Below are 15,388 nucleotides of genomic sequence, written 5' to 3' on the forward strand. Positions count from 1 at the left end.
TTAATTAAAATTAACGTTAAGACCTAAAACGATTGATTTTGCCAAAGGTGCACCTCCATAATCTACAGGAACTGCAAAATCATTATTTGAACTTCCAGAGGTATTTACCGCTTCAGGATTAAAGCCTCCCTTGTATTTATTCCAATAGAACCAGTTTTCACCTGTTATATAAAGCCTCATATTATCTATTCTTTTTAAGCTTTTAACAGCATCTTTTAAATTATATCCAAGTGAAATACTTCTTATACTAACATAATCTGACTTATACATCCAATCAGAATTCGGCTGAAAACCAAAAGAAGTTTTCCAGTTACCTCTTACAGCCGGATCAACATTTAATGCATTTTCTACTGACCCCATTCCGGTACGATTAATTGCTCTTCCTGTTAACCCGTAAACTGTTCCACCGTTTTGACCTTGTACCAATACACTTAAATCTAATTTTTTGTATTTAAAAGTATTTGTTACACCCCAGGTATATTTTGGAGTTGGATTTCCTAAATCAACGCGATCTTCTGTATTAATTTTTTTATCACCATTCTGATCAATATATCTTGGATCTCCTAAAACTAATTTGTTTCCGCCTATAGTAGTACCACCACCATCAATATCAGCCTGAGTTACTACACCATTTTGCTGCAAACCAAAAATGGTGTACATTGGTTTTCCTATTTCTAATTTTACAAATGGAACCCCTGCTCCAAACTCACTGCTAATTTCAATTTTAGTCTGATCCGGTCCTAATGCCAATACCTTATTTTCGTTATGACTTAAATTTGCAGATGTTTTCCATTCAAAATTATTAGTTTTAACGTTCACCGTATTCAATTCAAATTCCCATCCTTGATTTTGCACCGCCCCTACATTGGTAAGATAACTTGTAAAACCTGATGCCGCAGGAACCGGAAGCCTAAGCAATAATTCTGTATTCTTTTTTCTGTACATATCGAATGTTGCTGAAATTCTGTTTTTTAGGATTGAAAAATCCAATCCTAAATCAATACTTTTTGATTGCTCCCAATGCAATGATGGATTTCCTATAGAACTTACTCCTTGCCCTATTCCTACAGCACCATTAATTGAATAATTATAAGACCCTAATATTGAAAAAGGTGAATAACTACCTATATTGTTACTACCATTAGTTCCTGTGCTTGCTCTTATTTTTAATTCGCTCAACCAATCAACATTTTCTAAAAATGATTCCTGCTTAACTCTCCATCCTAATGATAGAGAATAAAATGTCCCCCATCTTTTCTCACTTCCAAACTTAGACGAACCGTCTTTTCTTACACTTGCAGAAAGCATATATTTTTCTTTATAATCATATTGAAATCTACTGAAATAAGATAATAAAGTGTTTTTTTCTGCATTAGTAGACCCCAAAGAACCTGTTGGAAGTGTTTCTATCGTTGAACTATTATAAAGTCCTCCGGAAGAAAGATTTGATCGCGTAATTTTATAAGAACTAAATGACTGACCCAAAAGAACATTAAAACTATGGTTGCCTACTGATTTATTATAAGTTAAAGTATTTTCATTTACAAAATTTAATCTTCTATAGGTATTATAAGCTCCCCTTATACTAGCCAGAACATCATTGGGTGTATAACTCTCGAATGTATTATCTGAATTATCAAAGTTAATTGTACTTTTAAATGTAAAAGCCTTTGCAAATTTATAATCAGCATAAGTAGAAACAATATTTCTATACATAGAGTTTTTTCCAGTTCTGGCCAATGCATTAAGCATATTCGTTGTACTGCTTCCCCACGCATATCGGGTTGTATATTTTTCACCTGCTGCATTTGGGGCACTTTCAAAAACAGGAGTTGCTACTAATGCTTTGAATAATGTATTATCTTTTCCTTCAACACCCGGGTCATTTCTTTCTGAATAAGACGGAGAAAAATTAATTCCTATTTTAAAACTATCTGATAATTTAAAGTCAATATTAGCTCTTGCAGAAAACAAGGTATAATCAGTACCAACAATATAACCTGTGTTTTTTTGATAATTAGCAGAAACATAATAGTTAACTACATCAGTTGCCCCAGAAGCAGATAATTGATAATTACTGAACTCTCCTGTGCGGAAAACTTTGTCCTGCCAATCAATATAATCCAATCCCGGATGTCCTGGCATATCCCATCTTTCATCATATAAATATGTAAAATATCTATTATTAGTTGTAACAAGCGGTGCTGATGGATTTACTGCATTATAGGCTGCAATACGCTCAGCATTGGTTTGACTCGCTGAAGCACCGGCAATACCCGAACCTACCCATTGCGAATCAATCATGGTTTTTGCTCTTTTAATCCAACCCTCAGCAGATAACATATCCACTCTGTTCGCTTCTTTATTTATACCTCCATACGTATTAAAAGTATATTTCGTTTTTCCTTTTGTACCTTTTTTGGTTGTAATTAAAACAACACCATTTGCTGCTCGTGAACCATAAATAGAAGCTGCAGCCGCATCTTTCAATACCTCAATAGAAGCGATATCATTTGGATTCATATTGTCTAAAGGGCTTCCGCTTGAAAAACCGCCATTAACATTTGTTCCTTCTGTAGAAATAGGAAAACCATCAACCACATACAAAGGTTCGTTTCCCGCAGTAATAGAACCTGCTCCACGAATTTCTATACTAAATGGCTGCCCAGGCAAACCAGTAGTTTGTTTTACACGAACACCTGCAATTTGACCAACCAACCCCTGATCAACTCTTGAAATAGGTCGTTCTGTAAAATTTTCTGTTTTAATACCAGACATGGCACCCGAAGTTAATTTTTTCTTTTGAGTTCCATAACCAATAACTACAACTTCATTTAAGTTCGAGCTTTCATTTTCTAAAGAAATATTATAATTATTAGAGGCACCCACTTTTAATTCTTTCGAAACAAACCCAACGAAAGAAAAAACTAAAGTTTCTCCTGGAGAAACAGATATTTTATATGTTCCATCAAAGTCTGTACTGGTTCCTCTATTGGTTCCCTTTACCAATACATTCACTCCTGGAATAGAGAGTTTTGCCGGGTCAGTAACTGCACCCGTAATCTCTCTGTTCTGCGCATACCCTGATACATGCAATAATGCAGACAGAGTTATCATCAACAGAAAACTAAATTTGTTCTTCATAAAAAATTAATTTTGGTTATTATTAGTTTTGCCAAATTTATCTATAAGACTTCCCTGCAGCATCCTGCAGCATCCTGTTAACATTCAATACCTTATAAATAATTTTTAATTCTTATTTAGCGAAACAACAGACAACTTATTGATTAGCAACGTCAAACACAACACATTTTTCACAATATAAAATTCAAAACTTTAACTAAATTATTTTTTAAGCATTCATACTTTTTTGGAGTAAAAACTGTGAAATATAAAAAAACACACCTTATTATCTATTTACTAATTTATTATTAATAATTAACTACAGGATGCAACAGGATAGCAATTTGACAAAAACTTTATATTTTTACTCGATTAGCCTAAACATAAAAACTCATAATTTATCAATTAGGGCAAATAATCTTCAATAACCATAGAATACATCTATTATAATGAAACTTAACCCAACCTATTTTTCTTCCTTATTTATTCTTTGCTTTATTTTCAATTCATTTGCTCAGGAGTCAGGCGTATCACCATGGCCCAAATCCAGCAATATCAATCAGCCCTGGGCACGTTGGTGGTGGATGGGCAGTGCTGTAGATAAACCAAACTTAAAAAAGAGTCTTATAGATTTTCATAAGGCCGGAATTGGCGGTGTAGAAATTACTCCTATATATGGTGTAAAAGGAGAAGAGAATAACTTTATAGATTATCTGTCGCCAAAATGGATGGAAATGCTGGATTATACCATTCATGTTTCAGATAGTCTTGATATGCAGGTCGATATGGTTTTGGGTACAGGCTGGCCTTACGGTGGTTCTCATGTTACATTACCTCACGCCGCTACAAAATTGATTGTAGAAAAATATCAGCTCAAAAAGAACGAAACAATTGATCGTTCTATAAAACTGCAGGATGTTAAGGAAAAAATACCTGCTGAACTCTTGTATGTGGTAGCCTATGGAAGCGACGGAAGCTATCTTAACCTTACAGATCAGCTAAAAAACAGAAGTTTAAAGGGTATTGATAAAGGAATTGAAGGATCTGAAATAGCATTACCCAATACATTAGAAACTGACAAATTAAAATGGAAAGCTAAAAAAACAGATTATACTCTATATGCTGTTTTTAGCGGTAAAACCGGACAGCAGGTAAAAAGAGCTGCACCAGGTGGTAAAGGCTATACATTAGATCATTATTCAGAGGAAGCGTTGAATGCTTATGTCATTCCGTTTAATAATGCTTTTAAAGGAAGAGAAGGAAAAATCAGGGCTATTTTTAATGATAGTTATGAAGTTTACGGAACTGATTTTACACCAAATTTCTTCGAAGAATTCCAAAACCGAAGAGGTTATGACCTTAAAAAACAATTACCATTACTATTAAGTGAAACTGATAATGAAATTGCTAACCGAATAAAAAGTGATTACAGACAGACCATAGCCGACTTATTATTGAATAAATTTGATAGGCCATGGACACAATGGGCGCATTCAAAAAACTTCAAAACAAAACTTCAGGCACACGGATCACCAGGGAATTTAATTGATTTATACGCATCAGCGGATATTCCGGAATGTGAAACTTTTGGATCAATGCCATTCGAAATTCCGGGCTTTAGACGTGATAAAGAAGATATCCGAGAGGGTGATGCAGATCCTGTAATGTTAAAATTCTCATCATCAGCAGCACATATTTCTGGAAAAAATCTGGTATCCTCAGAAACCTTTACCTGGCTGAGAGAGCATTTTAAAACCGCTTTGTCACAATGCAAGCCCGAAGCAGAAGATTTAATGCTCAATGGCGTCAATCATATTTTTCTTCATGGCTCTACTTATTCACCCGAACGGGCAGTGTGGCCGGGATGGAAATTTTATGCCTCTGTAAATTTTAATACAACCAACAGTATTTGGGAGGATGCACCTGCCCTGTTCTCTTATATTTCAAACTGCCAGTCCATATTGCAGCAGGGGAAATCAGACAATGAAATATTACTATACTGGCCTATTTTTGATACATGGGAGAAATACCATAATGGAACTTTGTTTTTTCAATTCAAAATACATTCTTTATCTGAATGGTTACATGGAACTCCATTTTATGATACTACAAAAGAGCTAATGAAAAAAGGCTACGGAGTTGATTTTATCTCTGATAATTTTATTGCTGAAGCTAAAATAATAAATGGAGAAATCAGTCTTCAGGGTGGTACTTTCAAATCATTAATTGTTCCGTCCTGCAAAAAAATGCCTCTGGCTACCTTGCAAAAACTAATTGAACTGCAAAAAGCCGGTGGTAAAATTATTTTTCAGGGATTACCGGAGTCTGTTCCCGGATTTAATGATTACAAAAATCAGGAAGCAAAACTTCAATCTGTTTTAACTGAAAATAAAGAAGCTGTAAAACCTGTACCGAATATCTTTAAAACGTTGGAAAAGGCTCAGATATATCCTGAAAATCTTGTAAATACAGGTTTAAAATTCATTCGAAGAACTATTGACGGCGAAAAAATCTATTATCTGGTGAATCATACCTCAAAAACAATTGATGGATTTATTCCGTTAGAAATAGGAAATAAAGAAGTTGTTATTTTTGATCCGTTAAATAGAAACTTCGGAAATGCCATTGTTCAAAAAACGGCCAAAAATACTTTAGTAAAAATAAAAATTGATCCCGGACAATCTTTTTTCTTAAAAACTGAAAACACAGCAACTCAAAAAAAATGGAATTACTTCGAACCAACTGCTGAACCAATCGCATTAAAAGGAAACTGGAAAATAAATTTTGACAAAGGCGGACCAGTATTACCTCCATCTGCAACAACTTCAAATTTAGAATCATGGACAAAGCTTAGTCCGGAAGCTGAAGCTTTTTCAGGATCAGCAACATACACGCTTGAATTTGACAATCCGAATGCTAAAACAGAATCATGGAGCTTAAATTTGGGTGACGTTCGGGAAAGTGCAAAAGTATGGGTTAACGATGAATTTATTGGTACGGCTTGGTCGGTTCCGTATAAATTGAATATTGGAAAATTAAAACAAGGAAAAAATATTTTAAAAATTCAGGTAACAAATCTTTCAGCAAACCGAATTCGGGCTAAAGAATTAAAAGGCGAAGAATGGAAGATTTTCTACGAAATCAATATGGTAGATAAAGACTATAAAAAATTTGATGCCACAAAATGGACTCCAATGCCATCGGGATTATTAGGCCCAATCACAATAACACCTTTAAAAACAAAAAAATTAACTGATCAATAATACTAAAATGAAAAAGCTACTTTTAATCTGTGTTATAGGCTCTTTATTTACAAATAGCATAAACGCCCAACAGCCATTTGATAAAAAACTAGTGTTAAAACAAATGATTTTAGCCAATGATTATTTTATGCAAAAATGGCCGGAAACTGGTAAAACCATTATTACCAATAAAGAACGTCCAAGCAATATCTGGACACGTGGGGTTTATTATGAAGGATTAATGGCTTTGCATGAAATTTTTCCTAAAGAAGTCTATTACAATTATGCTTACGACTGGTCAGAATTCCACAAATGGGGATTTAATGGCGGAAATGTTACCCGTAATGCCGACAATTATTGTGCAGCTCAAACCTATATTGATTTGTATAATTTAGAACCGGATGCTAAAAAATTAAAAAACACGAAAGCAAACATCAATATGTTACTGAATACCCCTCAATTAGATGACTGGTCATGGATTGATGCTATTCAGATGGGAATGCCGGTTTTTGCAAAAATGGGTGTTTTAGAAAAAGACAATCGTTATTTCGAAAAAATGTACCAAATGTATATGTATTCGAGAAACAAACAGGGTGACAACGGACTTTTCAATCCAAAAGATGGTTTGTGGTGGCGTGATGCCGATTTTGATCCTCCCTACAAAGAGCCAAATGGCGAAGATTGCTACTGGAGCCGTGGCAATGGATGGGTAATTGGTGCTTTGGCAAAAGTCCTGACTATCATCCCTCAAAATGCGCCACACAGAGATCAGTATGTAAAAGACCTAAAAACGATGGCTGCTGCTTTAATACCAATTCAGAGACCTGACGGATTCTGGAATGTGAGTTTACACGATTCAACAAATTTTGGTGAAAAAGAAACTTCGGGTACTGCTTTATTCGTTTACGGAATGGCATACGGGATCAATAGCGGGATTTTGAAAAAAGAAACGTATCTTCCAGTCGTTGAAAAGGCATGGAACGCGATAATAAAAGAAAGTTTACATGAAAATGGCTTTTTGGGCTATTTGCAGTCAACCGGAAAAGAGCCAAAAGACGGTCAGCCATTATCTTATGACAAAATTCCTGATTTTGAAGATTACGGATTAGGATGCTTTTTATTAGCCGGTTCAGAAATTTATAAAATGAAATAATGAAAAAAAAACTGTTATTTTTTGTCTCTATAGGAATAAGCCTTGCTGCTTTTTCCCAAAAAAAGGAAATTCCGTTATGGGATAAAGTTCCTGACGCCATTGAACCTAAAGAATATACTGAAAAAATAATAACCAAAAATGGTGTCGCCGAAGATGTACGAAAAGTAACACTACCTACCCTTACTCCATATTTTGCAGAACCAGAAAAATCAAACGGAACAGCTGTTATCATTTGTCCTGGAGGCGCTTATGGAATGCTGGCTATCAACAAAGAAGGCTATAAAATAGCCGAATGGCTTAATCATTTAGGTATAAATGCTTTTGTTTTAAAATACAGATTACCGAGTGATGAGATTATGAAAAATAAAACTGTTGCTCCATTACAGGATGCACAGGAAGCCATACGTATGCTCAGAAGAAATGCCGCAAAGTGGAAACTAAACCCGAATAAAATTGGAATTATGGGATTTTCAGCTGGCGGACACTTAGCCGCTACATTATCAACACACTATAATGACAAAGTATATACTCCTATTGATACTATAAGTGCAAAACCAAACTTTTCAGTTTTAATTTATCCTGTAATATCCATGCAGGAAGGAGTTACACATCAGGGTTCAAAAGATAATTTATTAGGCAAAAATGCTCCGGTTGAAATAGTCGAAAAATATTCGAATGAAAAACAAATAACAGCTTCAACACCAAAAACATTTTTAGTTCACGCTACTGATGACAAAGCGGTTCCGGTAGAAAATAGTATTAATTATTATCTGGCTTTAAAAAAAGAAAAAGTTTCTGCAGAAATGCATTTGTATGAAGACGGAGGCCATGGCTTTGGTCTTGGCGTAAAAGGGACCAATGCAGCCTGGCCAAAAACCTTTGAAAAATGGCTTACTATTAACGACTATACTTTAAAATCTGACGGTTATGTATTTACCTATTTTAAAGGTAATGGCGAAGATGGGCTACATTTGGCTTACAGCGAAGATGGTTACAAATGGAATACTTTAAAAAATGATGCATCGTTTTTAACTCCTGAAGTTGGAAAAGACAAATTGATGAGAGATCCCTGCGTAATTAAGGGTGGCAATGGTTTATATCACATGGTTTGGACAGTAAGCTGGACGGATAAAGGCATTGGTTACGCTTCTTCAAAAGACTTGATTCACTGGTCAAAGCAGGAATTTATTCCAGTGATGGCACATGAAGAAAAAGCCAGAAATACCTGGGCTCCGGAAATTACGTATGATGAAAAATCTAAAACATATATGATCTATTGGGCTTCAACCATTGACGGCAAATTTTTAGAAACCAAATCAGAAGAAGAAAAAGGATATAATCACAGGATTTATTATACCACGACCAAAGATTTTAAAAAATTCTCCAAAACTAAATTATTATACGAACCGGGTTTCAATGTCATCGACGCTTCGATTGTAAAGACCAATGATGGCTTTACGATGTATCTAAAAGACGAAACCAAAGTACCGGTTCAGAAAAATTTAAAAATTGCCACCAGCAAAAAACTACTAGGTCCATACACAAAAGCCAGTGAACCTATCACAGGAAATTACTGGGCAGAAGGACCAACTGCTATTCAAATCAATAACGAATGGGTCGTTTATTTTGATAAATATACCCAGAAAAAATATGGAGCCGTGAAACAAACTGCTAAAGGCTGGGAAGACATTTCTGAGCAGGTTAGTTTTCCTAATGGAACAAGGCACGGTACTGTGATTAAAGTTTCAGCTTCTGAAATTGAGGCTTTAAAGAAAGAATAAAAAAACAGCGAAATTTAAAAAAATAGTTTCGCTGTTTTTCTGAATGACAAATACATTTACTTTACTCACCGCTAATATGCAGTTCACTAAATTCCTTTTCAACAACTAAAAAATGATTTTCTTCAAAATCAGCAGCATTGAATTCAATTTTTTCATTATCAATTTCAATTTCTGTTACTTTAAAAGGCAATCCGATAAAGTTAATTTTGTATTTACTATAAGGAGTTACATACTTTCCTTCTTTGTGTAATTGTATGATTACTTCTTTTTCTTTTCCGATAGTACGGAAAGATAAAAAGCTGAAACGGCCTTTTTTGTAATCATAACCATCCTGCGCATCTTCATAGACTTCTGATTTCTCTTTTCCGGCTTTGAAATAATAATCAAGCATCAATTCATCAAATTCTAACTCTCCGACATATTGCTGTACAGGATATTTAGGAATAATAGATCCTGCTTTTACAAAAACCGGAATTTCATCAAATTTTGAATCAACCCATACTTCTCGCCCTCCTGTTGCAAATTCATTCGTCCAATAGTTGTACCACTCCCCTCTCGGAATATACATTCGTCTTCCAACAGCATTTGGTTCCAGTATTGGACAAACCAATATATGATTCCCAAAAATGAATTCGTCATTGCGGTAATGGGTTTGTGTATCATCCTGATCGTAATATACCAAAGGCTTCAACATTGGAATTCCTTCTTCAATATACTGCCAGAACATCGTATATAAATAAGGCAATAACTGATAACGAAGATTTACAAATTTTCGGGTAATATTAACCACTTCTTCGTCAAATGCCCAGGGTTCCTGATTTCCATGATCTCCGGAGGAATGCGTCCTGCAAAAAGGATGAAAAACACCTAGCTGGATCCAACGTGCATATAATTCACCTGTTGGCTGTTCGGCAAATCCTCCAATATCAGAGCCTGTAAAGCCCATTCCGGAAATACTCATTCGCTGCACCTGAATATTCGCAATCCATAAATGCTCCCAGGTCGCTACGTTATCACCTGTCCAGGATGAAGTATAACGCTGTGCCCCTGAATAAGCTGATCTGGTGATGACAAAGGGACGCTTTGGATAAGCAAATCGTTTTACGCCATGATAAGTCGCCCTTGCCATTTGTGTTCCGTAAATATTATGTGCTTTTCTATGACTACAAGGGTTACCGTCATAAACATGACGAACATCCATTGGGAAAGTTTTATTTGGTACTTCCATCACAGCCGGTTCATTCATGTCGTTCCAAACACCTTTTACACCAATGTCCGAAATTAATTCTTTAAACAGTCCTGCCCACCATTCGCGGACCACAGGATTTGTATAATCCGGAAAATTACATTCTCCCGGCCAGACTTTACCTTTCATATAAGGACCATCGGCTCTTTTACAGAAATAATCTTTCTCTAATCCTTCTTTATAAACCCAATAATCCTTGTCGATTTTGATCCCGGGATCTATAATTACAATCGTTTTGAATCCATCATCGGCTAATTCGGCAACCATTTTCTTTGGATCCGGAAAATAATTTTTATTCCACGTAAAACATCGGAAACCCTCCATATAATCGATGTCCAGATAAATCGCATCACATGGAATTTTAAGTTCCCTGAATTTAGAGGTAATCTCTTTTACCTTGCTCTCCGGATAATAACTCCATTTGCATTGGTGATATCCCAAAACCCAAAGTGGCGGCAATTCAGGTTTACCAGTCAAATCGGTATAAGTTGTAACCACATCCTGCATTTGAGGGCCGTAAACGAAATAATAATTCATTTCGCCACCCTCACTCCAGAAACTTGTAACGTTTCTTCTTTCATGACAAAAGTCAAAAAAAGTACGAAATGTATTATCAAAAAAAATACCGTAAGATTGTTTGTTATGAAGACCAATATAAAACGGAACTACCTTGTATAAAGGTTCCTGGTCTTTTTGATAGGCGTATTGATCGGTAGCAAAATTCTCAACTCTTTTTCCCTTTAGATTCAATTGGGTGGCTTTGTCACCAAGACCATAAAAACATTCACCATCTTTGGATGATTTACTCATTTTTACAATATTTCCACCATATTCATAGCTTTCTTCCCAATGAAAACCAAGTTCGTCTTCCAGAATCAAAACATCATTTAAATCGTAAATCGATAAACGAAGATCTTCTTTTTTGATCTTACATTTTACTTTGCTGGTTCTAATTTCAAAATGATTTTCCTCTTCTGTAACTGTCAAAAAATTATAGCCATGCAGTTGACTTTTATCAATTGCATACGAAAAATCATTGCTAAAATAACCTTTTGTGGTAAAACGAAACCGAATTAAACTGTCCCTGAGAACAGTAACTTTTAAAATTACATTATTGTCTGTATTAAAAGAAATGGAATCGCCTTCATGCTCATACGAAACGACTTTTGACGGAAATAAATTGCCTTTGTATTCTAATGCGGTATTTATAATCATATGCTGAATGAATTAATTAATGATGCTGCCTTTAGTTTCAAACTTACAAAAAAACTTATTAATCCTCTATGAATAAAAGCTTTATTAACGAAAACGTTTTTTATGACTGAGTGATAATTTACCCGTCTAAAAAAAATTAATTCGGTAATTTATGACCTGAAAAAACATAAAAATCACAGTACAAAAAAAGACTACTCATTTATACTAAAGAATAAACCGTTACACTTAAAGGAGGCAACGTCAATTCGACAGAAAAATATCGTCCATCATAAGGTGAAGATTCTATTTTTAAAATTCCAGGATTGCCTACACCACTTCCGCTGTAAAGAGTTGCATCAGAGTTGAAAATTTCTTTTAATTTTCCTTTCTGAGGAATTCCAATTCTATACTTTTCACGTACAACCGGAGTAAGATTACAAACAACAATCAAATCTTCCTGAGTATTATTTCCTTTTCGGATATACGATATAACTGCATTTTGATGATCCGAATAGTTGATCCACTCAAAACCTTCCCCGCTAAATTGTTTTTCGTATAACGCAGGCTGTGTTTTATATAAATGATTTAAGTCGGTAATGATCTTTTTTATTCCTGAATGATAATCATATTGCAATAAGTGCCAGTCGAGGCTGTTCTCGAAATTCCATTCGGCTGTTTGTCCAAATTCAGATCCCATAAACAATAATTTGGTTCCGGGATGGGTAAACATATAACCGTAAAGCAATCTTAAATTGGCAAATTTCTGCCATTCATCACCCGGCATTTTATAGATAATCGATTGTTTTCCGTAAACCACTTCGTCATGAGAAAAAGGCAGCATAAAATTTTCGGTAAAAGCATAAGTCATCGAAAAAGTCAAATCATTCTGATGGTATTTTCTGTAGACAGTTTCTTTCTGAAAGTATTTTAAAGTGTCGTGCATCCATCCCATCATCCATTTCATTCCAAAGCCCAAACCGCCTGTAAAAGTTGGTCTTGAAACCATTGGAAAAGAGGTACTTTCCTCTGCAATAGTCTGAACACCTTGAAAATTAGCATAGATTACTTCGTTAAATTCTTTAAGAAAACTAATCGTCTCCAGATTCTCTCTTCCACCATATATATTTGGTTCCCACTCACCATCGTTTCTGGAATAATCCAAATACAACATCGAAGCTACGGCATCAACACGTAAACCATCAACATGATAATGCTGGAGCCAAAAAACAGCGTTACTGATTAAAAAAGCACGTACTTCATTGCGTCCGTAATTAAAAACAAGGCTTTTCCAGTCTGGGTGATACCCTTTTCTGCGATCCGGATGTTCGTATAAATGTGAACCGTCAAAAAAACCAAGTCCATGTGCATCATCTGGAAAATGTGATGGCACCCAATCTAAAATTACCCCAATTCCTGCCTGATGTAATTTATCTACCAAAACCATAAAATCCTGCGGTTTGCCAAAACGGGAAGTAGGCGCAAAATAACCAACCAACTGATAACCCCATGAAGGATCATAAGGATACTCCATAACAGGCATAAATTCAACGTGTGTGAATCCTGTTTCCCTGACATAGGCCACTAAGTCATCTGCGAGTTCCAAATAGGTTAAAAACCGGTTATGATCTCCCCGTTTCCAGGAACCCAAATGTACTTCGTAAACCGAATAAGGTTTATCCAAAGCATTATGTTCCTGACGAGACTGCATCCAGTTATCATCTTTCCATTTATAATCCAGATCCCAGACTACTGAAGCTGTATGAGGCGGTTTTTCGCAGTACAAAGAAAAAGGATCTGCTTTTTCAGTTACGATTCCGTCAATATTAGACTGAATTTTATACTTATAAAGAGCTCCTTTGTCTAAATTTGGAATAAAACCTTCCCAAATACCGGAAGAATCCCAACGTACCTGAAGCAAATGTTCACCCTGAGTCCAGTAATTAAAATCACCTACAACCGAAACAGATTGTGCAGTTGGAGCCCAAACTGCAAAATAAACACCTTTGATGCCATTAACTTCTACCAAGTGTGCCCCTAGTTTTTCGTATAATTTGAAGTGTTTTCCTGCCTTGAATAAATCGATATCAAAATCGGTAAAAAGAGAATGCGTAATAACGTTGGACATATATTTTTAGTGATTTGTGTCTAGTGATTAATGCTTAGTAATTTTAGTAAGTGCTTAGCAATTTAGTCATTAATTTGTTTTTAATCTTAAATATATAATAATTAGTTATTAGTAACAGATTTTAATCGTGGTAAGTAGTCTAAGTTAATGCCATTTTCTTGTAAAAAAGACTTCAATAACATTATTAATCCCTCCATCAAATTCTTAATCAGAAAGAACTAATTACCAAGGACTAAAACTTTAATCAATTCGGAAATTATCTGGCAGCACCGCACCTTTTTTGACAACAACAATACCGTCTTTAATGGTGTACAATTCGCTTGTAAAATTTTCCAGATGACTGCCTCCGTTGATGTGGACGTTGTTACCGATGCGTACATTTTTATCTACTAAAGCATTTTTGATAAAACAGTTCTCTCCTATTCCAATATGGATTTTATTGTTCAGCTTATCCCTATTCATCTCATCAATATCCTGATAAAAATCGTTACCCATGACATATGAATGCTGAATCACTGTGCCGTTTCCAATTCTGGAACGAATGCCTACAACTGTGTTTTTTATTTCCTTCGCATTGATGATACAGCCCTCTGAAATTAAAGATTGATTGATATTTGAGTTTCTGAATTTTGAAGGCGGTAATAACCTTGGACGTGTGAAAATTTTGTTGTCGTTATCAAACAAATTAAATTCAGGTATATCAGCTGTTAAACCAATATTTGCTTCAAAAAAGGATTCAATATTTCCAATATCTGTCCAATATCCTTCATATTGATAACTCAAAATTTTATGTTTGCCTACAGCTTGCGGAATAATTTCTTTTCCAAAATCCTTGGTATCCGGATTTGCCATCAAATCTTCTAATAATTGACGGTTGAAAATATAAATTCCCATAGAAGCCAGATATTTTTTGCCCTGTGCATACATCTGTTCGCTTACTTCCGATTCCCATTCTGGTAAAAGTGATGCGTTTGGCTTTTCAATAAAAGCTTCGATATAATTTTCATGATTCGTTTTCAGGATTCCAAATTCAGGGGCATCTTTAGCATTTACGGGTAAAGTAGCGATAGAAATTGCAGCATCTGCCTTAATGTGAGCATCCAGCATTTCGTTAAAATCCATTTGGTACAACTGATCACCTGAAAGAATAAGAGCGTATTCAAAATCATGTTTTAGGAAATGCGACATACACTGGCGGACAGCATCTGCTGTACCCTGAAACCAAGTTGGGTTGTCAGGTGTTTGTTCAGCTGCTAAAATATCTACAAATGACTGACTGAAAATACTGAAATTAAAAGTGTTTTTAATATGGGCATTCAATGAAGCCGAGTTAAACTGGGTCAAAACAAATATTTTAAAAATATCCGAATTGATACAGTTGGATATTGGAATATCTACTAATCTGTATTTTCCACCAATCGGAACGGCCGGTTTCGATCTGGTTTCTGTTAATGGATATAGACGTGATCCCTGACCACCTCCTAAAATAATAGCAACGACTCCCTTTTTGTTAACTTTCATTTT

7 protein-coding genes are annotated in these 15,388 nt (G+C 35.2%); 3 read left to right on the top strand and 4 right to left on the bottom strand.

Annotated elements, in window-relative coordinates:
* Nucleotides 1-3,144: a SusC/RagA family TonB-linked outer membrane protein gene (locus tag DMB65_RS03195; protein ID WP_110305221.1), complete on the bottom strand. Its 3,144-nt coding sequence runs from the start codon at nucleotides 3,142-3,144 to the stop codon at nucleotides 1-3.
* A gap of 428 nt (nucleotides 3,145-3,572) precedes the next feature.
* Here DMB65_RS03195 and DMB65_RS03200 point away from each other — a divergent pair, with 428 nt between their 5' ends.
* Genes DMB65_RS03200 through DMB65_RS03210 form a run of 3 tightly spaced genes read left to right on the top strand, consistent with a single transcriptional unit; the run spans nucleotide 3,573 to nucleotide 9,299 of the window.
* A complete protein-coding gene (locus DMB65_RS03200; protein ID WP_110305222.1) occupies nucleotides 3,573-6,386 on the top strand; it encodes a glycosyl hydrolase in 2,814 nt (937 codons plus the stop codon).
* A gap of 7 nt (nucleotides 6,387-6,393) precedes the next feature.
* Complete coding sequence (locus DMB65_RS03205) at nucleotides 6,394-7,518, top strand: glycoside hydrolase family 88/105 protein (protein ID WP_110305223.1); 1,125 nt, start codon at nucleotides 6,394-6,396, stop codon at nucleotides 7,516-7,518.
* Nucleotides 7,518-9,299 (top strand): prolyl oligopeptidase family serine peptidase, encoded by a 1,782-nt coding sequence (locus DMB65_RS03210; RefSeq protein ID WP_110305224.1) that lies wholly within the window; start codon nucleotides 7,518-7,520, stop codon nucleotides 9,297-9,299. The genes DMB65_RS03205 and DMB65_RS03210 overlap by 1 nt, the downstream gene beginning before the upstream one ends.
* A 61-nt stretch (nucleotides 9,300-9,360) precedes the next feature.
* Here DMB65_RS03210 and DMB65_RS03215 read toward each other — a convergent pair whose 3' ends face one another.
* The 3 genes from DMB65_RS03215 to DMB65_RS03225 all read right to left on the bottom strand — a co-directional run bounded on the left by DMB65_RS03215 (nucleotide 9,361) and on the right by DMB65_RS03225 (nucleotide 15,385).
* Nucleotides 9,361-11,760, bottom strand: a complete 2,400-nt coding sequence (locus DMB65_RS03215; protein WP_110305225.1) for a glycoside hydrolase family 31 protein — start codon at nucleotides 11,758-11,760, stop codon at nucleotides 9,361-9,363.
* A 199-nt stretch (nucleotides 11,761-11,959) separates the two neighbouring features.
* Entirely contained in the window at nucleotides 11,960-13,864 is a 1,905-nt protein-coding gene (gene glgB, locus DMB65_RS03220) for a 1,4-alpha-glucan branching protein GlgB (RefSeq protein ID WP_110305226.1), read from the bottom strand.
* 240 nt (nucleotides 13,865-14,104) lie between these two features.
* Nucleotides 14,105-15,385: a glucose-1-phosphate adenylyltransferase gene (locus DMB65_RS03225; RefSeq protein WP_110305227.1), complete on the bottom strand. Its 1,281-nt coding sequence runs from the start codon at nucleotides 15,383-15,385 to the stop codon at nucleotides 14,105-14,107.
* Nucleotides 15,386-15,388: the final 3 nt, after the last annotated feature.

The sequence above is a fragment of the Flavobacterium cheongpyeongense genome (assembly GCF_003202435.1).
In the GTDB taxonomy this organism is placed as follows: domain Bacteria; phylum Bacteroidota; class Bacteroidia; order Flavobacteriales; family Flavobacteriaceae; genus Flavobacterium; species Flavobacterium cheongpyeongense.